This is a genomic window from Paludibacterium flexuosum (assembly GCF_037076605.1).
GTDB lineage: Bacteria > Pseudomonadota > Gammaproteobacteria > Burkholderiales > Chromobacteriaceae > Paludibacterium.
Map to the genome: position 1 here is coordinate 1,661,335 of NZ_AP029060.1, position 22,959 is coordinate 1,684,293.

Annotated in this window: 16 protein-coding genes and 3 rRNA genes; 5 read left to right on the forward strand and 14 right to left on the reverse strand. The window is 59.3% G+C overall.

Translation table 11 applies throughout. From position 1 onward, the window contains the following. From AACH39_RS07845 to AACH39_RS07880, 8 genes are all read right to left on the reverse strand, one after another. Entirely contained in the window at positions 1-423 is a 423-nt protein-coding gene (locus AACH39_RS07845; RefSeq protein WP_338621235.1) for an SH3 domain-containing protein, read from the reverse strand. A gap of 26 nt (positions 424-449) precedes the next feature. After that, positions 450-914, reverse strand: coding sequence for a protein-export chaperone SecB (gene secB, locus AACH39_RS07850; protein WP_215781216.1), 465 nt, complete (start codon positions 912-914; stop codon positions 450-452). Positions 915-1,056: 142 nt separating this feature from the next. Further along, positions 1,057-1,320 carry a glutaredoxin 3 gene (grxC, locus tag AACH39_RS07855; RefSeq protein WP_215781214.1) on the reverse strand — a complete coding sequence of 88 codons (264 nt, stop codon included), beginning with the start codon at positions 1,318-1,320 and terminating at the stop codon, positions 1,057-1,059. Positions 1,321-1,382: 62 nt separating this feature from the next. Next, positions 1,383-2,774, reverse strand: a complete 1,392-nt coding sequence (dacB, locus tag AACH39_RS07860) for a D-alanyl-D-alanine carboxypeptidase/D-alanyl-D-alanine-endopeptidase (RefSeq protein ID WP_338621236.1) — start codon at positions 2,772-2,774, stop codon at positions 1,383-1,385. After that, the gene (locus AACH39_RS07865) at positions 2,774-4,987 is read right to left on the reverse strand and encodes a primosomal protein N' (RefSeq protein ID WP_338621237.1); all 2,214 of its coding nucleotides are present in this window, start codon (positions 4,985-4,987) and stop codon (positions 2,774-2,776) included. The genes dacB and AACH39_RS07865 overlap by 1 nt, the downstream gene beginning before the upstream one ends. A 347-nt stretch (positions 4,988-5,334) precedes the next feature. Further along, positions 5,335-6,390: a uroporphyrinogen decarboxylase gene (gene hemE / locus AACH39_RS07870; protein ID WP_215781212.1), complete on the reverse strand. Its 1,056-nt coding sequence runs from the start codon at positions 6,388-6,390 to the stop codon at positions 5,335-5,337. Positions 6,391-6,448: 58 nt separating this feature from the next. Further along, positions 6,449-8,413 carry a DNA topoisomerase IV subunit B gene (parE, locus tag AACH39_RS07875; protein ID WP_215781210.1) on the reverse strand — a complete coding sequence of 655 codons (1,965 nt, stop codon included), beginning with the start codon at positions 8,411-8,413 and terminating at the stop codon, positions 6,449-6,451. 75 nt (positions 8,414-8,488) lie between these two features. Then, entirely contained in the window at positions 8,489-9,025 is a 537-nt protein-coding gene (locus tag AACH39_RS07880; protein WP_215781207.1) for an RNA pyrophosphohydrolase, read from the reverse strand. 182 nt (positions 9,026-9,207) lie between these two features. Between AACH39_RS07880 and AACH39_RS07885 the strand changes: the two genes are divergently transcribed. From AACH39_RS07885 to AACH39_RS07900, 4 genes are all read left to right on the forward strand, one after another. Then, positions 9,208-10,524: an FAD-binding oxidoreductase gene (locus tag AACH39_RS07885; RefSeq protein ID WP_338621238.1), complete on the forward strand. Its 1,317-nt coding sequence runs from the start codon at positions 9,208-9,210 to the stop codon at positions 10,522-10,524. 55 nt (positions 10,525-10,579) lie between these two features. Further along, positions 10,580-11,926, forward strand: a complete 1,347-nt coding sequence (gene pssA, locus AACH39_RS07890; protein WP_215781194.1) for a CDP-diacylglycerol--serine O-phosphatidyltransferase — start codon at positions 10,580-10,582, stop codon at positions 11,924-11,926. Positions 11,927-12,035: 109 nt separating this feature from the next. Beyond that, entirely contained in the window at positions 12,036-13,967 is a 1,932-nt protein-coding gene (locus AACH39_RS07895) for a flagellar assembly protein A (protein WP_215781192.1), read from the forward strand. A gap of 138 nt (positions 13,968-14,105) precedes the next feature. Then, positions 14,106-14,795, forward strand: a complete 690-nt coding sequence (locus AACH39_RS07900; protein ID WP_215781190.1) for a DUF3313 domain-containing protein — start codon at positions 14,106-14,108, stop codon at positions 14,793-14,795. 136 nt (positions 14,796-14,931) lie between these two features. Here the strand turns inward: AACH39_RS07900 and rrf are convergent. The 6 genes from rrf to coaD form a co-directional block, all read right to left on the reverse strand. Further along, a 5S ribosomal RNA gene (gene rrf / locus AACH39_RS07905) occupies positions 14,932-15,046 on the reverse strand. A gap of 76 nt (positions 15,047-15,122) precedes the next feature. After that, a 23S ribosomal RNA gene (locus AACH39_RS07910) occupies positions 15,123-18,013 on the reverse strand. 259 nt (positions 18,014-18,272) lie between these two features. Further along, positions 18,273-19,809: ribosomal RNA gene (locus AACH39_RS07915) — 16S ribosomal RNA — on the reverse strand. Together the 16S, 23S and 5S rRNA genes form the textbook arrangement of a ribosomal RNA operon. A 302-nt stretch (positions 19,810-20,111) precedes the next feature. Further along, a complete protein-coding gene (gene trxA, locus AACH39_RS07920; RefSeq protein WP_215781188.1) occupies positions 20,112-20,465 on the reverse strand; it encodes a thioredoxin in 354 nt (117 codons plus the stop codon). 108 nt (positions 20,466-20,573) lie between these two features. Next, positions 20,574-21,521 carry a class I SAM-dependent methyltransferase gene (locus AACH39_RS07925; RefSeq protein ID WP_338621239.1) on the reverse strand — a complete coding sequence of 316 codons (948 nt, stop codon included), beginning with the start codon at positions 21,519-21,521 and terminating at the stop codon, positions 20,574-20,576. 95 nt (positions 21,522-21,616) lie between these two features. After that, the gene (gene coaD, locus AACH39_RS07930; RefSeq protein ID WP_215781183.1) at positions 21,617-22,117 is read right to left on the reverse strand and encodes a pantetheine-phosphate adenylyltransferase; all 501 of its coding nucleotides are present in this window, start codon (positions 22,115-22,117) and stop codon (positions 21,617-21,619) included. A gap of 142 nt (positions 22,118-22,259) precedes the next feature. Between coaD and AACH39_RS07935 the strand changes: the two genes are divergently transcribed. Beyond that, entirely contained in the window at positions 22,260-22,883 is a 624-nt protein-coding gene (locus tag AACH39_RS07935) for a peptide deformylase (RefSeq protein ID WP_215781181.1), read from the forward strand. The last annotated feature ends 76 nt before the right edge of the window (positions 22,884-22,959 follow it).

Below are 22,959 nucleotides of genomic sequence, written 5' to 3' on the forward strand. Positions count from 1 at the left end.
CTAGAGGCCCCACAGATCGGAAATATTGGCGTAACCACTGCTGCCGTCGCGATGGCGGACATGCACCCAGCCGTTCACCGGCGGATCAATCAGCTGCAGCACGCCATTCTTTGGCACCGAAAACACCACCTGGGCGTTAGACGCCGCACTGGCGCGGACATCGGCCCGCTCATTCACCACCAACAGGGTCCGCTGAGCAGACAAGGCGGCGCTGGGCAACCAGGCAATGCCGCCAGTCGCATCACGCACCCGCGACCAGGCATCCTGGGTATTCAGCACCTCGACCGGGTAGTAGCGGCTGACGACAAACAGCTTTTTGGCCGACAATGCCGGCGCCTCGTACAGCACGGAGCCGGTTTCCTTGACTGAACGGAACTCCAGTGCGACCGCCAGGGGCGCACTGGCCATTGCCAGGAGGGCCACAAGCCATGCAAGACGCCGGCTGGTCATCAGGCGTTCCCGGCTTCGGCCTGTGCAGCACGCTGCTGCATGTACAGGGCTTCGAAGTTGATCGGCGACAGCAGAACCGGCGGGAAGCCCGCGCGATTGACGATGTTCGACACGGTTTCACGTGCGTACGGGAACAGGATGTTCGGGCAGGCCACGCCGAGGATCGGATCGATGTCTTCAACCGGAATATTGCGAATCTGGAAGATACCGGACTGGGCCACTTCGGCCAGGAACAGCGTCTTGTCATCCACCTTGGCCGTGACGGTCACGGTCAGGCAGCAATCGAAATAACCGTCTTCGATCTGCTTGGCTTCGGAAGCCAGTTGCATGTCGATCTCCGGCTGCACTTGCACCAGGAAAACTTCCGGTGCATTCGGCACTTCCAGCGACATGTCCTTGACGTAGATCTTGTCGATGGAGAAGACCGGTTGTTGTTGCTCTTGCTGCGCTTGCTGTTCGCTCATACTGAGAATCTCACCTGCTGGTTTGGTCAAAAATGACAGCCCAAAACGATGGGAAACTGTCGTAGGAATACTGCATTATTTCGCTGGCCGGCATCATCGCACGAATGATGACGGCAAACCAGACCGGCCAGCGTCACCGACGTCAGGCCGACTGCCCCAGCAAGACATCCAGCTTGCCGGCATTGTTCAGCGCCATCAGATCATCACAGCCCCCCACATGGGTCTCACCGATGAAAATCTGCGGCACGGTACGACGACCGGTCAGGGTCATCATCTTTTCGCGCTCGGCCGGATCCAGGTCAACGCGAATTTCACGGATATCGGTCACGCCCTTGCTGGCCAGGAGCATCTTGGCGCGCTGGCAATAGGGGCAAACCGCCGTGGTATACATGACAACGGGACTCATGAGGTTTCCTTGCAACGTGGCTGATCCCTCTCAGATTGGGGCAAGCCATTAACAATCAATCATTATATCCCGCCTGGCTCAAACTGCCGAATTGCATCACGTACCACGGCGTCCAGCGACGGCTTGAGACTGGCGGCCTCCGGATGATTCACCACCGCCACAATCACCAGACGCTGACCATCCCGGCGCTGCCAATACCCCGCCAGCGCCACCACATCTTTCAGCGTTCCCGTTTTCAGCCGCAGCGCCGGCCCCAGATCGACAAAACGCCGCCTGAGGGTGCCCATCTGACCGGCCAGCGGCAGGCTGGCCATCAGTTCACTGGCATACGGGCCACGTGCGGCCGTGCGCAATACCTCGCCCAGCAAACTGACCGGCAGGCGCTCGACACGCGACAGTCCGGCGCCATTCTCCAGGACCAGGCCCTGGTCCGGAATCTGGTGCGCCGCCAGCGTCTGTCTGACGGCACGCTCGGCATCCGCCACCGTGTCGCCACGCTGCGCAGACTGCCGCCCCAACGTCAGGAACAACGAACGCGCCATCGGGTTGCTGCTGAATTTGTTCATGTCCGGCAGGATGCGTGCCAGCGGTTCGGAACTCACCTCGGCCAGCACGCGGGCATCCTCCGGCACCTTGCCACTGCCATCTCCCTGCAGCCCGCGGCCGTCCTGCGCCTGCCACAGACCCCGGAAGGCCGCGGCGGCAAAGGTTTCCGGCGCCAGAGGCTGCAGATAGGCCATGCGGCCATCGCAGGCCGGCGGCAGCGCACCGCTGACGCGGATATCACTGCCCGTGACGGCCATGCGTACGTAGCGTCGTACATCCGGGCAAGCCTCGTCGCCACCGCGCGTCAGACTGGCCTGGACATGCACGCCGGCCAGCGGCGGATCCAGAACCACGCGCGGCCCTTGCGCATCATTGAAGAATCGCAGCCAGACCACATTGAGATTGGTCAACAGCGGATCTGGCGGCGCCATGAAGCTTTCACCGCCGTCCGGATCAAAGCCATCAGCTTGCGACAGCCGGCTGTAGGCCGTGCGATCCTGCATCAGACGACCGGCGACCCCGACAATGCCGCGTTGGCGCAGGCCCGTCAGCAACTCGCTCAGCCGACTGGCATAAAAGCGGGGATCCCCCTCACCCACCCACCAGAGATCGCCCTGCAGCACGCCGTCCTTCACCGGGGCACTGGCCATCAGACGCGTCTGCCAGGTAAAGTCCGGCCCCAGCCGCTCCAGCGCCACCCAGCTGGTCAACAGTTTCATGGTGGAAGCCGGATTGACTGGCACATCGGCGCGATAGGCCGTCTGTACGTCGGCGGAGGCCACCGGGGCGACCCACAAGGCCAGGCTCTGAGCGGGCAGACCGTGCAGATCCAGCGCATGGGCTGACAGACTAATCAGCATTCCGCTGGCGAGCATGATCAATTTCTGGCGCATCTTCGGTTTTCTCATCATGTTTCCTGTGGATCGACGTCCAGAGACCAGCGCAAACCTCGTCCACTGGCCTGCTCCGGCAACCAGACCGTCAAATGATTCAATAACTGATGCAAGCCGCTGCGCTCGGCAGACTCCAGCACCAGCTGTGCCCTTTCGCGATTGGCCAGACGCACCATCAGGGCCGGTGCCGGCCCGCACAGCATGACGCCGGCCTGTTGCGCCTGCGGCGCCAGCCGGGCGCGAATATCCTGCAAAAAGGCGGTCGCCTCGGCCAGCGTCGGGGCATCGGCACGCAGCTGCGCCTGAAACGTGGCGGGCGGAAAGCCGGCCTGGCGCCGTTCATCCAGCAGAACCCGGGCATAGTGGTCAAAATCATGCGCCACCAGTGCCTGATACAGCGGATGCTCAGGCCACTGCGTCTGCAGCAAGACCTCGCCCGGACGGTCCGCCCGCCCCGCGCGACCGGCGACCTGCATCAACTGGGCAAACAAGCGCTCCGAGGCACGGAAGTCGGCCGAATACAGCGCGCCGTCCGCATTCAGAATCACCACCAGGCTCAAGGCACCGAAGTCGTGCCCCTTGGCCAGCATTTGCGTACCGACCAGAATATCCACTTCACCGGATTGAACCTGACGGTAAATCTCGTGCCAGGCCTCGCGTCGCTGCGTGGTGTCGCGATCGATGCGCAAGATGCGGGCCCCGGGCAAGGCACGCGCCAGCGCCGCCTCCAGACGCTGCGTCCCCTCACCCAGCGGCTTGATGTCCGTGTTGCCGCACTCCGGACAGACATGAGGCACCGGCTCCTCCCAGCCACAATGGTGGCAGCGCAGCTTGCGTTCCAGCAGATGGACCACCAGCTTGGCACTACAGCGCGGGCAGCCGGAAATCCAGCCGCACTCGGTGCAGGCCACGACCGGGGCAAAGCCCCGGCGGTTGATATACACCAGACTCAGCTCCCGCTTGCGCACCCGTTCGGCCAGCGCCGCCATGACCTCGTCGCACATGCCCTCGCTGCGCCGGACACGGCGCACATCCAGCAGGCGCACCTGGGGCAGACTGGCCGATCGATGCGCCCGCTCCGCCAGCACCAGACGGCGATAGCGACCCGCCTCGACATTGGCCAGGGTTTCCAGGCAGGGCGTGGCACTGCCCAGCACGATCGGCACACCCGCACGGTGGGCACGCCAGACAGCCAGATCACGTGCATGGTAGCGCAGACCATCCTGCTGCTTGAACGAGGCGTCATGCTCCTCGTCGACGATCACCATGCCCAGCTCCGGCAGGGGGGTGAACACAGCCAGACGGGTGCCGATGACAATGCGTGCCCGCCCCTGCCAGGCGTCCACCCAGGCATTGAGCCGTTCGCCATCGGCCACATTGCTGTGCAACAGCGCCAGCGGCGTCTGAGGGAAGCGCTGCACGAAGCGGCCAATCAGCTGTGGCGTCAGGTTGATTTCCGGCACCAGCACCAGCACCTGACGACCGGCACGCAATTGCTGCTCGATCAAATGCAGGTAGACCTCGGTCTTGCCACTACCGGTGACGCCATGCAGTACCCAGGGCTTGCAGGGCGCCTGAGCTGACTGGATGGTGTCGAATGCGGCCTGCTGTTCAGCCGTCAGCGGCATGGCACCCTGGACCTGCGCCGCCCCGGCCGCAGGTGTCGCACGCCGAACCCAGCCGTCCTGCTGCCATTGCCTCAGGATGGCCGCGCCCCCGGGCGCCAGCTCACGTACAGCCTCGGGGGTCAAATCCCCCTGAGACAGCGCCTGCCACAGGGCAAAGCGTACTTTGTGGCGCGGCGGGATCACTGCGGCGCGCCCGGCAGGTGTCAATTGCCAGACCTGGCGATCGGCCAGGCGCACGGCGCGCGGCTCGCGCAAGGCCGTCGGCAAAGCGGTAAACAGCGTCTGACCGAAGGGGTGGTGATAGTAACTGGCGGCGAAGTTCACCAGCGCCAGGAAGTCTTCCGGCAAGGGCGGCAATTCATCAAACGCCTCCCCGACATGTTTCATGCGAAAGGCATAACCTTTGTTTTCGTTGAAACTATTTGTGACGACGCCACACATGCGTCGCGAACCGAAGGAAACCTGAACGCGCTGACCACGCAAAAGGGGCTGTTCGGTCAGGTAATGGAAGGTGGTCCACAAAGGGACGTCCAGTGCTACCTCTACCGAAAGCGATGGGGACGCAGGCGGGCTGTCCGGCTGCAAATCTAGCTCCGACAAGGCTTTGCCTTTCCTGTGCACAGCCTCTGTGGACAACTTTGTGCATAACCCTTGCGCCAGGGCTCAAAACCGAGGGTCAGACACACGACCAACAGATTGCACAAAAATTAATCAAATGTTAAAGGCTTTATTTTTCAATGACTTACAAACAGCAGTTTTTTGACCGACCGGGGGCTTGACAAGCATACGGCAAAAGACTAGCTCGTGTGCATAACTCTTAGAACAACAGACCGGGCAGATGTCAATCCGTAAATTGGGGCAGGACAAAAACAGTCACTACCCCATGGCCGGCCAGCGGACCGACAAACCGCCGCGGCGGACAAAACCACGGCGGTACTGAGGCTATATCAGTGCGCAGACAGGCGGTGAACCGCCTCAACCAGCACCGCCGCATGTTCAGGATCGACGTGCTGGGAAATGCCATGACCCAGATTGAAAACGTGGCCGCTGCCCGGGCCGTAGGCCTGGAGAATTCTTGCCACTTCGGCCTCAATCGCCGGCGCAGAGGCAAAAAGCACGCAAGGATCAAGATTTCCCTGCAGGGCCACCCGGTCGCCGACCCGGCGACGGGCGTCGGCGATATCGGTACTCCAGTCCAGCCCCAGGGCATCCGCGCCGCTATCTGCCATGGCTTCCAGCCACTGGCCGCCGCCCTTGGTAAACAGGATGCAGGGCACGCGCCGCCCTTCGTGCTCGCGAATCAGGCCCTGCACGATGCGTTGCATGTAAGGCAGGGAGAATTCCAGGTAGGCGGCACGGGACAGCGCCCCTCCCCAGGTATCGAAGATCTGCACGGCCTGAGCACCGGCCAGGATCTGGGCGTTGAGATAGCGCGTCACCGCCTCGGCATTGACCGACAGAATGTGATGCAGCAACTCGGGACGCGAATACAGCATCGCCTTGGTGTGGCGGAAGTCGTCGCTGCCGCCGCCTTCGATCATGTAGCAGGCCAGGGTGAACGGACTGCCGGAAAAGCCGATCAAGGGCACACGGCCATCCAGCGCGCGACGAATAGTACGGACAGCCGCCATCACATAGCCCAGCTCCTCTTCCGGATCGGGCACCGCCAACTGGCGGATCGCCGCTTCGTCACGCAGCGGGCGCTCGAACTTCGGGCCCTCGCCCTCGGCAAAATACAGCCCCAGCCCCATGGCATCCGGCACAGTCAGGATGTCAGAGAACAAAATGGCGGCATCGAGCGGAAAACGATCCAGCGGCTGCAAGGTCACCTCACAAGCCAGCTCGGGGTTTTTGCACAGATCGAGAAAACTGCCGGCGCGGGCCCGGGTGGCGCGGTACTCCGGCAGATAGCGCCCTGCCTGGCGCATCATCCAGACTGGGGTATGCTCGACCGGTTGTTTGAGCAAAGCGCGCAAAAAAAGATCGTTTTTCAGTTGTGTCATGATCAGCTCGTCATTTATTCAGCCAGCATTATATCGCCGCAACCGGGGCTTGCACCGGTCAAATATCGGCTTCCACCTCGTTACCACGCGCCTCCATCCAGCTGCGCCGGCTGGCCGCCTCCCCCTTGCCCATCAGCATGGTGAACATGCGGCGGGTTTCCTCGCTGCTGTCCGGACGCATGCGCACACACACCAGCCGACGGGTATCCGGGTGCATGGTGGTGTCCTTGAGCTGCTCGGGATTCATTTCGCCCAGGCCTTTGAAGCGGCTGATACTCCAGTTGCCCTCGCGCACCCCTTCACTGCGCAACCGTTCCAGAATCGCCTCCAGCTCGTCGGCATCCAGCGCATACAGCTTCTTCGGCGGACGATGTTTGCCCTGTCCCGGGACATCGACCCGGAACAGCGGCGGCTGGGCAATAAAGATGTGACCGGCACCCATCAGCGCAGAGAAATGGCGGTAGAACAAGGTCAGCAACAGCACCTGGATATGCGAGCCGTCGACATCGGCATCGGACAGGATGGCGATCTTGCCATAGCGCAGACCGGACAGATCGGCACTTTCACCCGGCAGATGCGGGTCGACCCCGATGGCAACGGCGATATCGTGGATTTCGGCATTGGAAAACAGCTGATCCTTGTCGGTTTCCCAGCTGTTGAGCACCTTGCCGCGCAGCGGCAGGATGGCCTGGAATTCCTTGTCACGCGCCAGCTTGGCCGAGCCGCCGGCCGAATCGCCTTCGACCAGAAACAGTTCGTTGCGCTCGATATCCTCGCTCTCGCAATCGGTCAGCTTGCCCGGCAGCACGGCCACGCCGGAGCCCTTTTTCTTCTCCACCTTCTTGACCGATTTCAGACGGCTCTGCGCCTGACGGATCGCCAGCTCGGCAATTTTTTTACCGGCTTCCACATGCTGGTTGAGCCACAGCTCGGTCGGGTCGCGCGTCAGCGCAGCAATCAGCTTGAGGGCATCGCGGCTGGTCAGCTTTTCCTTGGTCTGCCCCTGGAACTGCGGGTCAAGCACCCGGGCAGACAGCACGAAGCGCACCCGGCTCCAGACGTCTTCCGCCATGACCTTGACACCGCGGGGCAAGAGATTGTGGTGATCAATGAAGCTCTTCACCGCCTCGAAGATCCCGGCACGCATGCCGGCTTCATGGGTACCGCCGGCAGGCGTAGGAATCAGGTTGACATAGCTTTCGCCGCCAGCCCCGTCCTCGAACCAGGCCAGCGCCCACTGCACGCCTTCACCCGGCGCAAACTGTTCGTGCTCGGCACCAATGAAGTTCTCGCCGGCGAAAAACGGCGCCACCGGCTCGTCGCCGTTGCACAGCTCGGCCAGGTAGCCCTTCAGACCATCGGGATAGTGCCAGGACTTGATCTCGTCGCCCCCCGCACGCTCGATGGTCAGACTCACGGCCACCCCGGGCAGCAGCACGGCCTTGGCGCGCAGCATGCGCTCCAGCTCCGTCATGGAGTAGCGCGGGGACTCAAAGTATTTGCTGTCAGGCCAGACACGAACCCGGGTCCCGCTGGTGCGGGCACCGCAGTCGCCGATGCGGGCCAGCGGCTCAATCACGTCGCCGCCGGCAAACACGATGCGCCACACGCCGCCCTCGCGCTTGACCTCCACCTCCAGCCGGGTCGACAAGGCATTGGTCACCGAGACACCGACCCCGTGCAAACCACCGGAAAAGGCATAAGCACCGCCATCCTTCTTGTCGAACTTGCCGCCGGCGTGCAGCCGGGTATACACCAGTTCGACCACCGGCAGCTTCTCGGTCGGATGCTCGCCCACCGGAATGCCGCGCCCGTCATCTTCGACCGACAGCGAGCCATCCTGGTGCAGGGTGACCGCGATCTTGCGGGCAAACCCACCCAGCGCCTCGTCAGCCGCGTTGTCGATCACCTCCTGGCAGATATGCGTCGGGTCGACCGTGCGGGTGTACATCCCCGGCCGCTCTTTGACTGGTTCCAGCCCTTTGAGAACGCGTACCGAGGATTCGTCGTATTGTTGAGTCATGGCATTGAGTCACGAATGATCGATCAAACAAAAGCAGGCGCCCCACCAGGAGGCGCCTGCCACATCAACGGGAAATCAGGCCTGACGATCCGGCACCGCCGCCGGAGGCTGACGCGTCAGGAATTCTTCGCGCGTCTCCAGGCCTTTGGTAAAACGGGACAGTTCGCGCAGGGCGCGCTCATAGACGTCCCGCTTGAATTCGATCACGGCATCCACCGGCGCCCAGTAGGGGCTCCAGCGCCAGCCGTCGAACTCGGGATGATTCGTGGCGCGCAGGCAGACATCGCAGTCGCGCCCGGTCAGGCGCAACAGGAACCAGATCTGTTTCTGTCCCTTGTAGCTGCCACGCCATTCACGTCGAACCCAGTTGGACGGCACCTCGTAACGCAGCCAGTCACGGGTTCGGCCGAGAATCTTCACGTGTTGCGGCAACAGCCCGACCTCTTCCAGCAGCTCGCGATACATCGCTGCCTCAGGGCTTTCGCCCGGTTTGATGCCCCCCTGCGGGAACTGCCATGAGTGCTCGCGCACACGCTTGCCCCAGAAGACTTCATTCCGGGCATTGATGATGACAATTCCGACATTGGGGCGGTATCCGTCCCGGTCCAGCATGGAAAAACCTACAATTCGTCAAGTTAGCTGAATTTTTGCACATTTCCACCATCCATGCCATGCGTGATTCGGCGCGTTTCCCGTCCTGATGTCAGATTACCAGCCACAGGCAGTCAGACAATTGACATCCGGCCAGACTCACCGCGAAGATGGATCCACCCATGCCGCCACGGAAACCGCTCATGCGCCAGGCTCCACACCTCGACACCTTTCAGGGACAGCATATCGACTCCTGGTATGCCCACAGCGCCGGCACGCCGGCGAGCTACCCTGCCCTGGAAAACCACACGCTGGATACCGCGGTCTGCATTATCGGCGCCGGACTCACCGGGGTCAGCGCCGCCCTGTCGCTGGCAGAACGAGGCATTCCCTGCGTCTTGCTGGAAGGGGGGCTGGTCGGATTCGGCGCCTCCGGCCGCAGCGGCGGTCAGGTCCTGCACGGCTACGCCTGTCCGCATGCCCTGCTGGTCCGGCACCTCGGGGCAGCCGGGGCTCGCCTGAGCTGGGATCTTTCCTTGCAGGGGGTCGCACTGCTCAAGTCCCGCATTGAACGCCATCAGATTGATTGCCAGCTGCACTGGGGCTATGTCACCGTGGCAGAGACCCGGCGCCAACTGAAGGGGCTGGCTGACTGGCAACAGTTGCTGCAACAGCTCGACTATGGCCGGACCGAGCTGCTGCAAGGCGCCGCACTGCGCGAGCAGATCGACTCTCCGGCCTATCTTGGCGGTCTGTACGACCCCGGTTGCGGCCATCTGCACCCCTTGCGCTACACACAGGGACTGGCCAGAGCCGCCAGCACACAGGGCGCCAGGCTGTTCGAGCGCAGCCGGGTCTCGCAGATCGTGACCGACGCCAGGGGCGTACAAGTCCAGACCGCGCAGGGCGGTACAGTGCGGGCCGAGCATCTGATCCTGGCCACTAATGTCGACGTTGGCGCACTGCGCCCCGACCTGGCGCGACGCTTCCTGCCGGTGCAATCCCACATCATTGCCACCGCCCCCCTGGCACCCGAGCTGCACGCCAGCCTGCTACCCCGCCATGCGGCGATCTGCGACAGCCGGCATGTGCTCAACTATTTCCGCCTGTCCGACGATGGCCGCATGCTGTTTGGCGGCCGACTGAAACGGCCGCAGGGCGATCAGGCCAGCATTCGTGCCGAGCGTCAGGCAGAGCTGGTACGCATTTTCCCACAACTGGCCGGCACCCCCATCGAATACAGCTGGGGCGGCCTGATCGACATGGGCCTGAACAAGGCCCCCCAGTTCGGACGCCTGTCCGAGCGCATTCTGTACGCGCAGGGCTTTGCCGGCCACGGCGTCGCCCTGACCGGTCTGGCCGGCGAATTGATGGCCCGCAGTATCGAGCAGGACACGAGCGGCTTCGACCTGCTATCGGGCCTACCTGTTGCGCCGATCCCCCTGCGCGGACTGGCTGACAATGCCTTGATCCGGATGGGCGTAGCGTTCTACCGCTTGCGGGACCGGCTGGGCTGCTGATAACCATGGTGGTAAGATACTGAGTTCTGCTTGCACGCTGGCATACTAATAAATCATGGCGCTTCTCTATCCACGTCCGACACTGCAACAATTACCGCGCTTTCCTCTGACCGCCGCCGAGGTGGAAACCCTGACCAGCGCCGCCGACTTTCGCCAGGTGCTGCTGCAGCAGATTGCCCGTGCGCGCCAGCGCATCTATCTGACGGCGCTCTATTTACAGGACGATGACGCCGGCCATGAAGTCATGGAGGCCCTGCTGGCGGCCCGCCGCGCCCACCCGGAGCTGGATGTGCGGGTACTGGTCGACTGGCACAGAGCCCAGCGCGGACTGATCGGCGCGGGCAAGCAGGCCGGCAATGCAGCCTGGTACCGGGCCAGCAGTGACGCGCACGACGGTGCCATTCCGGTCTACGGTGTCCCGGTACAAACCCGCGAGCTGTTCGGCGTGCTGCACCTGAAGGGCTTCGTCTTCGATGATACCGTGCTGTACAGCGGTGCCAGCCTGAACGAGGTTTATCTGCAGTATCAGGACAAATACCGCCACGACCGCTACCACCTGCTGCATTGTCGTGAACTGGCCGATGCCCTGGTCAACTTTACCCGCCAGTATCTGCTGTCCTCGCCGGCCGTGCACCGTCTGGATCAGGCGGACTGTCCGCCGACACGCCTGTTGCGGCGGGAGATCCGCCTGCTGCGCCGACAACTGGCCATGGCACGCTATGATGTCTCGCATGCCAGCCTGGAGGCGCAGAACGGTCTGGCGGTGACGCCGCTGATCGGCATTGGCCGCAACAACCCGCTCAATCGCCATGTGCTCGACCTGCTGTCCAGTGCCCGCGAACGGGTCATCATCTGTACCCCGTATTTCAACTTTCCCAAGCCGGTCACCCGCGAAATCAACCGTCTGATCCAGCGCGGCGTCCAGCTGGAGATCATCGTCGGCGACAAGACCGCCAACGATTTCTTCATCCCGCCACATGAGTCCTTCAAGGCCATCGGCGCACTGCCCTATCTGTATGAGGTCAATCTGCGCCGTTTTGCCAAACAGCACCGCAAAGCCCTGCTCAATGGCCAGTTGAAGCTGCACTTGTGGAAGGACGGCACCAACAGCTTCCACCTCAAGGGCATCTGGGTCGACGATCACTACCACTTGCTCACCGGTAACAATCTCAACCCGCGCGCGTTCAGTCTCGATCTGGAAAATGCCCTGTTGATCCATGATCCACACGGGGAGCTGCAGGCGCTGAAGCAGCAGGAGCTGGATGCCATTCACCGCCACACCCGCACCATCCAGCAACATCGCGAACTGGAGACCCTGCGCCAGTATCCGGAGCGTGTCCGCAAGCTGCTGACACGACTGAGCCGCGTCCGGATCGACCGTCTGATCTACCGGATCTTGTGACGCAAATCGCTCCTTGAAATTTGATGACAAAAAGCCATGCTGAAGAAGCCAATTCAGGCATAATCAGCATTTCCCTTTGTCATAAATTTCCCGGATCAAGCGTCACATCATGCAGACGAGTCAGCCTTCCCTTCTTCGCGAATTCGGCGATCCCCCTTTCATTGAGCTCAATGAGCAGGGCGTGTGGGTCGATCTGGGCAGGATGGACTCTTCCGCGCTGTTCTGTGAATTCGTCGACCGCATGTTTGCCGCCGGTTATTGCCTGCAAAACCTCGACTATCCTGCCTTTCTCCGCCTCATCAGCCAGTACACGCCGGAAATGCTGGCGACCCGGGCGGCGGCCAGCATCAGCAAGGTCGGCAAGGTTCGCATTGCAACAGGTATCCAGCCCTTTCCCGCCAATCGGCAGGCGCTGTATCGCAATCCCTTTCTCGCGGATGACAGCGCCGAATACCTGTTCGAACCGGTGATGATGGACAAGACCATCTCGGTGCCGATCTATGAAGAACTCGAAGACGGCACACAGGATGTCATCGGCCTCGACCAGAAAGTTGTTCAGGTTAAAGCGACGCTGGATTTTGACGAGTTTGTCGCCGCCATGTGGGTCAAGGGGATCCGCTATGGCATTGATGAGGCCGTGGTACGCGCGACCATCGGCAGCAACAAATATGCCCGTATCGCCGTTGCCCATGCCCTGCCGGTCACACCGGGCAAGGATGCCAACCTGGTCGAAGTCGGCAGCCAGATGCGCCGCGATGACGCACCGCTCAAACTTCCCAATGGCGCCATCGATCTGCGCCACTTCGGTAATCGCTTCCCCCAGGTCAAAGCGGGCGATCGGCTGATGCAGAAGTCCCCGCGTGAACTTGGTCTGCCGGGCTTCAGCCTGTCAGGCAAACCCGTCGAGCCACCACTGCCGGATGACTTCGACCTGCGGGTGCTGGCGGGGGAAGGGACGGCGATCGAACAGACCGCGGAAGGGGAATTCATCGTCGCCCGTATCAACGGTTTCCTGAATATCGACACTGCCAGCAATCGCATCGCCGTCACGGAAAAAATCATCAATTACTCAGGCGTCAGTCTGAAAACCACCGGTGACATCGCGCTCAAGGGCGAGCACTTTGAAGAGCATGGCGAGATCCAGGAAAAACGGGTCGTCCGAGGCAAGAGCATTACCGTGATGGCCGATGTCTTCGGCGAAGTGATCTCCGAGGGCGGCACCATTCAGCTGAAGCAGAACCTGGTCGGCGGCTCGGCCATCAATGAGGATGGCGACATCCACATCGACGGACTGACCAGCAATGCAACGGTCATCGCCAAAAAGGGCACGATTACCCTGAGCCGGGCCGAGAATGTGTTTGTGATCGGTCAGCACATCGAGATCGAGTCTGCCGTGAATTGTTGCATTGTCGGCGAAGAAATCCGGATCAAGGCGGCACACGGCAGCCAGATGGCCGGTCGTCAGGTTCATATCGAGCAGGCGCACAGCCGGCGCAATACGCCGACCATGGTCTCGGTGGTGTTGCCAGATCTCAGCCTGCTCAATGCCCGCATCAATGAAATGCGCTTTCGCAGCAGCGAAATCACCGGTGAAATCGAGGAGATGCGCAAGAAGTATGACGCACTGGTCGCCGACCCGGATGTGCGCAACTATCTGGCGATTGCCGGCAAGGTGCAACGCAAGGAACTGGTACTCAATGAGGAGCAGAAGGCCAATCTGCTGAAGATCAAGGCACGAATCACGCCATCACTGACGGCCGCGGCGGCAATCAATCAGCAGATTCAGGCTCGTATTGCCGAACAGAAAGAGTTGGTCGAACGGGCTTCGGCCATCCGTCAGCAGAGCTCCCAGGCCACCGCTTCAGTCTATTGCCAGATCGATCATCTGACCGATGACACGCAAATCCGTAAACTGCGCATCCATCTGAATACGCTGCTGGATGCCTCCCAGCGTGACCTGCGCCTGCGCCTGCTGGAAGCCGGCCCGAAAGAAGATCAGCTCCAGGTCATGAGCGAGCCCTTCATCTGGCGCCCCGCCTGAACGTCATTTTTCATGTTCATATCGGGACATTTGATGATACCTACTGTCTAAAATATGATGATGTTTTGGGACATTCCACCCAACAACCCAACCGAAGTCATCCGACAACCCCGCAGCGCTACCTGTATAAGGGTGATCATGAAGCGAAGCCTCAAATGCCTGTGTGCCAGCACGCTGCTGGCACTGTCCTGTCAGTTGGCCATGGCGGCTGACCCTGCGCCGTCCACGATTCAGCCGGAGTTGCTGTTCAATATCCCCAAGTCCCAATTCAAGCCATTGAAAGGCTATCCGGGGCAGTTTTACTACCTCAAACCCGGGGCGGACCTGCTGCAATACAACCAGATCATGGTAGCGCCGCTGGTCATTCTGGAGCAGAAGCAGGACAAACAGTGGCAGGCACTGGTCAGTGACGAAACGGGCCAGGCTGCCCAGCTGTTCCAGCAAACCATGACCAAGGCCTTGCAGGCACAGGGCCTGAAAGTGACCGACCAGCCAGGCCCGGGAGTGATCATCCTGCGCATCGCCGTCACGCACATTGAGCAGAGTCCTCAAGGGTTTGAAGTCTCCGATGTTTTGCCGATCAAAATGGTCTTTAACCTGGCTCGGCGGGCAACGGGTTTGCAGAAATATATCGTCAAGCTCTCGACCGTGGGTCAGCTGGATGATGCCCAGACCGGACAAATGGTGGCGGGGGGCTATGGCCTGCGCCATGAGAACAAGAACGGCTCTGAGGCCGTTTCGATGAGTCACTTCCAGGACTGGCTGGACAGCTGGAGCAAGGATGTCGCCGTGCGGCTTGCGCAGACGTTGCCGGGCGCCAAGCAGTAGGCCCACAGCCTTCTGTCCCGTCGGGAAGCGACACACCACAAAGCCCGGATCATCGATCTGGGCTTTTGCTCATCGCGCCTCCTGCGGCACCACAAAGCAAAAAGCCCAGACCTGAGGTCTGGGCTTTGCATGGGGAGTCTGGCAGTGTCCTACTTTCACACGGCGAATGCCGCACTATCATCGGCGCTAAGGCGTTTCACGGTCCTGTTCGGGATGGGAAGGCGTGGGACCACCTCGCTATGGCCGCCAGACATAAACTGTCTACAAACTGCAGAAGCCGTTTGGTTTTGAATTCGTATGTATCGGGCACAAAGCCCATCAAATGATAGGATCAAGCCTCACGAGCCATTAGTATCGGTTAGCTTCACGCCTCACAGCGCTTCCACACCCGACCTATCAACGTCCTGGTCTCGAACGACTCTTCAGGAGGGTCTAGCCCTCAGGGAAGTCTCATCTTCAGGCGAGTTTCCCGCTTAGATGCTTTCAGCGGTTATCTCTTCCGAACTTAGCTACCCGGCGATGCCACTGGCGTGACAACCGGTACACCAGAGGTTCGTCCACTCCGGTCCTCTCGTACTAGGAGCAGCCCCCGTCAAACTTCCAACGCCCACTGCAGATAGGGACCAAACTGTCTCACGACGTTTTGAACCCAGCTCGCGTACCACTTTAAATGGCGAACAGCCATACCCTTGGGACCGGCTACAGCCCCAGGATGTGATGAGCCGACATCGAGGTGCCAAACTCCGCCGTCGATGTGAACTCTTGGGCGGAATCAGCCTGTTATCCCCGGAGTACCTTTTATCCGTTGAGCGATGGCCCTTCCATTCAGAACCACCGGATCACTATGTCCTGCTTTCGCACCTGCTCGACTTGTCGGTCTCGCAGTTAAGCCACCTTTTGCCATTGCACTATCAGCACGATTTCCGACCGTACCTAGGTGACCTTCGAACTCCTCCGTTACACTTTGGGAGGAGACCGCCCCAGTCAAACTGCCTACCATGCACTGTCCCCGATCCGGATCACGGACCTAGGTTAGAACCTCAAACACACCAGGGTGGTATTTCAAGGACGGCTCCACGCAAACTAGCGTTCACGCTTCATAGCCTCCCACCTATCCTACACAAGTCTGTTCAAAGTCCCATGCAAAGCTACAGTAAAGGTTCACGGGGTCTTTCCGTCTAGCAGCGGGTAGATTGCATCTTCACAAACATTTCAACTTCGCTGAGTCTCAGGAGGAGACAGTGTGGCCATCGTTACGCCATTCGTGCGGGTCGGAACTTACCCGACAAGGAATTTCGCTACCTTAGGACCGTTATAGTTACGGCCGCCGTTTACCGGGGCTTCGATCAAGAGCTTGCACCCCATCACTTAACCTTCCGGCACCGGGCAGGCGTCACACCGTATACGTCCACTTTCGTGTTGGCACAGTGCTGTGTTTTTGATAAACAGTCGCAGCCACCGATTCTCTGCGACCTCTCAAAGCTTCGGACGCGAAGTCCTACACCCTAAGAGGCATACCTTCTCCCGAAGTTACGGTATCAATTTGCCGAGTTCCTTCTCCTGAGTTCTCTCAAGCACCTTAGAATTTTCTTCCTGCCCACCTGTGTCGGTTTGCGGTACGGTTCTCATACAGCTGAAGCTTAGAGGCTTTTCCTGGAAGCAGGGTATCAGTCACTTCAGGTCCGTAGACCCTCGTTATCACTTCTCGGCGTTAACGAACACGTGGATTTGCCTGCGTGTCCCGCCTACCAGCTTGAACCAACTATTCCAACAGTTGGCTGACCTAACCTTCTCCGTCCCCCCATCGCACTGTATGAAAGTACTGGAATGTTAACCAGTTTCCCATCGACTACGCATTTCTGCCTCGCCTTAGGGGCCGACTCACCCTACGCCGATGAACGTTGCGTAGGAAACCTTGGGCTTTCGGTGAGCGGGCTTTTCACCCGCTTTATCGCTACTCATGTCAGCATTCGCACTTCTGATATCTCCAGCATGCCTTTCGACACACCTTCACAGACCTACAGAACGCTCCCCTACCACTTGCACTCGCGTGCAAATCCGCAGCTTCGGTTATCAGTTTGAGCCCCGTTACATCTTCCGCGCAGGACGACTCGACCAGTGAGCTATTACGCTTTCTTTAAATGATGGCTGCTTCTAAGCCAACATCCTGGCTGTCTGGGCCTTCCCACTTCGTTTACCACTTAACTGATCATTTGGGACCTTAGCTGGCGGTCTGGGTTGTTTCCCTCTTGACGATGGACGTTAGCACCCACCGTCTGTCTCCCATGCTTGCACTTTCCGGTATTCAGAGTTTGCCATGGGTTGGTAAGTCGCAATGACCCCCTAGCCATAACAGTGCTTTACCCCCGGAAGTGATACATGAGGCACTACCTAAATAGTTTTCGGGGAGAACCAGCTATCTCCGAGTTTGTTTAGCCTTTCACCCCTATCCACAGCTCATCCCCTAATTTTGCAACATTAGTGGGTTCGGACCTCCAGTGCGTGTTACCGCACCTTCATCCTGGCCATGGATAGATCACTCGGTTTCGGGTCTACGCCCAGCAACTGAAGCGCCCTATTCGGACTCGCTTTCGCTACGCCTCCCCTATTCGGTTAAGCTCGCTACTGAACGTAAGTCGCTGACCCATTATACAAAAGGTACGCAGTCACCCCTTGCGAGGCTCCCACTGTTTGTATGCATCCGGTTTCAGGTTCTATTTCACTCCCCTCCCGGGGTTCTTTTCGCCTTTCCCTCACGGTACTGGTTCACTATCGGTCGATCATGAGTATTTAGCCTTGGAGGATGGTCCCCCCATCTTCAGACAGGATTTCTCGTGTCCCGCCCTACTTGTCGTACGCTCAGTGCCACCATTCAGTTTTCGTGTACGGGGCTATCACCCACTACGGCGAGCCTTTCCAGACTCTTCCACTAACTCAACGGCTAAAACGTACAGGCTCTTCCATTTTCGCTCACCACTACTCACGGAATCTCGGTTGATTTCTTTTCCTGCGGGTACTTAGATGTTTCAGTTCTCCGCGTTCGCTCTACCCACCCTATGTGTTCAGGTGGGAGTGACCCCTAAGGGCCGGGTTTCCCCATTCGGACATCGCGGGATCAAAGCTCTATTGCCAGCTCCCCCGCGCTTTTCGCAGGCTTACACGTCCTTCATCGCCTATGATCGCCAAGGCATCCACCAGATGCACTTACTCGCTTGACCCTATCATTTCAAGGGCCTTGCGCACTCGCTTTGCCGATACCTCTACCGGCAAAACGTCGATACATACAATTACCCAAAGTTGAATCCAAACGAGGATGAAACCATCCTGGCTCAGAATCAATTTTGTATTCGGCTTCTTCAGTTTGTTAAAGATCAATGCGTTTGAAACGCTAATCACAAGACCCCTCAGGCCCTCTGATTACCATTCCACTCGCTGAACAACCGATAGGCTGTGAGTACCAGGATCGACTTTCTCTAGAAAGGAGGTGATCCAGCCGCAGGTTCCCCTACGGCTACCTTGTTACGACTTCACCCCAGTCATGAAGCATACCGTGGTAAGCGGCCTCCTTGCGGTTAGCCTACCCACTTCTGGTATCCCCCACTCCCATGGTGTGACGGGCGGTGTGTACAAGACCCGGGAACGTATTCACCGCAGCATGCTGATCTGCGATTACTAGCGATTCCGACTTCACGCACTCGAGTTGCAGAGTGCGATCCGGACTACGATCGGTTTTTTGAGATTGGCTCCACCTCGCGGCTTCGCGACCCTCTGTACCGACCATTGTATGACGTGTGAAGCCCTGCTCATAAGGGCCATGAGGACTTGACGTCATCCCCACCTTCCTCCGGTTTGTCACCGGCAGTCTCATTAGAGTGCCCAACTTAATGATGGCAACTAATGACAAGGGTTGCGCTCGTTGCGGGACTTAACCCAACATCTCACGACACGAGCTGACGACAGCCATGCAGCACCTGTGTTACCGCTCCCTTTCGGGCACACCCAAATCTCTTCGGGCTTCGGTACATGTCAAGAGCAGGTAAGGTTTTTCGCGTTGCATCGAATTAATCCACATCATCCACCGCTTGTGCGGGTCCCCGTCAATTCCTTTGAGTTTTAACCTTGCGGCCGTACTCCCCAGGCGGTCAACTTCTCGCGTTAGCTACGCTACCAAGGATTCAAACCCCCAACAGCTAGTTGACATCGTTTAGGGCGTGGACTACCAGGGTATCTAATCCTGTTTGCTCCCCACGCTTTCGTGCATGAGCGTCAGTGTCATCCCAGGGGGCTGCCTTCGCCATCGGTATTCCTCCACATCTCTACGCATTTCACTGCTACACGTGGAATTCTACCCCCTCTGACGCACTCTAGCCTTGCAGTCTCCAATGCCGTTCCCAGGTTGAGCCCGGGGCTTTCACATCAGACTTGCAAAACCGCCTGCGCACGCTTTACGCCCAGTAATTCCGATTAACGCTTGCACCCTACGTATTACCGCGGCTGCTGGCACGTAGTTAGCCGGTGCTTATTCTTCAGGTACTCTCATCCCCGCTCATTATTCACAAGCAGGATTTGCTCCCTGACAAAAGTCCTTTACAACCCGAAGGCCTTCTTCAGACACGCGGCATGGCTGGATCAGGGTTGCCCCCATTGTCCAAAATTCCCCACTGCTGCCTCCCGTAGGAGTCTGGGCCGTGTCTCAGTCCCAGTGTGGCGGATCATCCTCTCAGACCCGCTACTGATCGTCGCCTTGGTGGGCCTTTACCCCACCAACTAGCTAATCAGACGTCGGCCGCTCGAATAACGCGAGGCCCAAAGGTCCCCCGCTTTCCTCCTCAGAGCGTATGCGGTATTAGCACAACTTTCGCTGCGTTATCCCCCATTACTCGGCACGTTCCGACGCATTACTCACCCGTTCGCCACTCGCCACCAGGAGCAAGCTCCCGTGCTGCCGTTCGACTTGCATGTGTAAAGCATGCCGCCAGCGTTCAATCTGAGCCAGGATCAAACTCTTCAGTTCAATCTCTATGCTTTTCGTACTATCTGGCACGCAAGGACTTCAAAAGAACCCCGTAAGGTTTTTTTCTGTCTCTTGCAGTGCAAGTGTCGGTCTCTCCCGGCACTCACACCTATCGGTTGTTCGTTTTGTTAAAGAGCGGTGCTGCGTTGTTGCTGCAGCGAGGAGGCGAACTATACCGGCCGGACGAAGGGTCGTCAACACCCTTTCTGACAAAAAACGGTAACTTTACGCTAAGCCACTGAAGAAAAAGGCAATAAAAAAACGGCGGGCTGCGCCCGCCGTTTTTGCATTGCACCATCCGCCTATCCCTGTGCCTGCTGGCGCACTTCTTTCATGTCCAGATCACGCACGGCCTGAATCAATTGTTCGAATTGAGCACTCATCATCGCCCCCGCCTGGTTGAACACCAGCGTTCGGTCGCGCAGCGCCATCAGTGTCGGGATAGAGCGGATATTGAAGTGCTGCGCCAAAGCCGGCTGATCTTCGGTATTGATCTTGGCAAACAGAATATCAGGATGTTTTTCGGCCGCTGCCGTAAAGACCGGTCCGAACATTTTGCATGGTCCACACCACGGCGCCCAGAAATCCAGCAGGACGATGCCATCACGATCGACCGTCTCGTTAAAGTTTTCCGCAGTCAGTTCAAGTACAGCCATGGCGCCCTCCCCTTCAGTCTCAACGTTACACTGGAGAATAGGGTCGCCTTATATATTCCACAAGACAGTTAATCGATTGAATTTATCAACAGTACCGATAGCCCCGGCTCAAGGCAGATGGCGCAACTGATAACACTGATGGATTTTCTTGTTGCGAAAATCCTCCGGGACCGACTGGGCACTGAGATCCTTGACCTGATAAAGGATGGGCAATTTGCCATCGAGTTCGAAGCTGCGCAGGTTATTGGAGAAATACAGCGTTCCGTCCGGACTGAGTAGTTTCATCGCCTGTTCGATCAGCCAGGGGTGATCGCGCTGCACATCCAGGGTATCGCTCATCTTTTTGGAATTGGAAAAACTCGGCGGATCCATCACGATCAGATCGAACTGCTTGCGCTCGGCAATGGCCATGACCAGATACTGGAACACATCGCTGCGCACCAGCTGATGGCGCGCACGATCCAGGCCGTTGAGATCGAAATTGCGCCCTGCCCAATCCAGATAAGTATTGGAGAGATCAACCGTCTCGGACAGCACGGCACCACCACTGGCGGCATAGACGGAGAAACTGCCGGTATAGGCAAACAGATTAAGGAAGCGCTTGCCGGCGGCCTCTTCACGCACCCGCTTGCGGGTATTGCGGTGATCCAGGAACAGGCCGGTATCCAGATAGGCATCCATATTGACCCAGAAGCGCTGACCGAACTCCTCGACGACAAAGTCCTCGCCCTGGCTGCCGGTCTTTTCGTACTGACTTGTCCCCTTTTGCCGACGACGCGTCTTGACACCAATATGCGACAGCTCGATCCCGGTGACGTCCGCCACCGACTGGCAGACCGCCTGCAACCAGGCATCATGTTCCTCATCGCTCATCACCCAGCCGGTGTCGTACTCCTGCAGATGGCAATGGCTGCCATAGATATCGACGGCGACCGGAAACTGGGGGATATCGCGATCATAAGCTCGCCAGGCCTCGATACCCTGCCGCTTCGCCCATTTGCCGAAATGCTTGAAGTTCTTGCCGAGGCGATTGGCAAAGGCGTTGATGTCCGACATGATTGGCTCCCTACTGCCCGGTCCTGCCGGGCACAAAAAACATGACGCGCGTCAGCTTGATGCCGACGCGCGTCACTGTCAAATTCCGTTCCGGCTCAGCTGCCGCTGAGCGTATACATGGCCATCAGCTTGCGATAGACCGGATCCGGCACATACTGGCGGATCACGGTTTCCCAGCCTCGCGGACCGACCAGCCCCTTGACCATGGTCGAGGAGACTTCGGCATATTCACGCGGCGGCAGCAGGAAGATCGTGGTGATATCCGGATGCAGGTCGGTGTTGATGTAGCGCATCGTGCGCTCGTATTCGTAATCGCTGGCGGTGCGAATGCCGCGCACGATGTAGTTGGCATCGACCGTCTGGGCATAGTTGACCAGAAACTGGTTGCTGAACACTTCGACCCGCAGCTTGTTGAAGCCCTGAGTCACGGCGTTGAGCATTTCGACACGCTCTTCAACCGTGAAGGTACAGTGCTTGTCCGGGTTGACGCCGACAGCCACCACCAGCTCGTCAAACAGCTCGACCGCCTCACGGATCATCCACAGGTGACCGTTGGTTACCGGATCGAAACTTCCGGCATACACCGCTCTTTTCACGACATTATCCCGTCAGTAAGCTAGGTTATGGCGACTGTATCGCCAGTCAGCCGTTGAGGTAAAGCTTTTTTGTGCAACGCACACCGGAGGATGGCGACAGCATGGTCCCCTCGCCCCCCCCGCCGACAAGGACATTTCTCCGATGACCGACTTTCTGCCCCCCGGGGCCCCGTTGTTGCAACAAGCGGTGGCACGGATTGCCCCCGAGACCATACCCTCCGCCGAGATTCAGGCGCTGATTGAGCGCATGCTGGTCGCGGCCGCGCCGGAGCGCGACGCAGACAATCCGCGCATGCTGGGCCTGGCGGCTCCGCAGATCGGCATCGACCGCGCCATCATCCTGGTCGATACCTCGGTACGGGAGGACCGGACCGGCTGGGGTGAGCTGGAGGTGTTCATCAATCCACGCGTCATCTGGCAATCGGAGGCGCAACAGACCGGGCCAGAGGGATGCTACTCCGTCCACGGTCAGGTGCGTGGTCTGGTGAGCAGAGCACGTGAAATTCGCATCGAGGCGCTGGACCGGCATGGCGAGCGGGTAGAGCGGACGGCCGAAGGGCTGACCGCGCGCATTTTCCTGCACGAAATCGATCACCTGCATGGTGTGCGCTTTCCTGACCGCATTGGTGACGACGGCGTCTTGCACTGGGTGCCGGAAGCACAACTGGCGCACTACCGCCTGCACTGGCAGCAATGGCCGACCACCTTCCCCTGGCCAAGCTGGCTGGCGATGAAACAAGGCACCCACTATCCGGTGCCGGATTGACGCCCTCGCGGCCCGGACAGGTCAGGACAAAAAAATGCCCCGCTCGGCGGGGCATCCTTGTGATCTGACTCCGTGA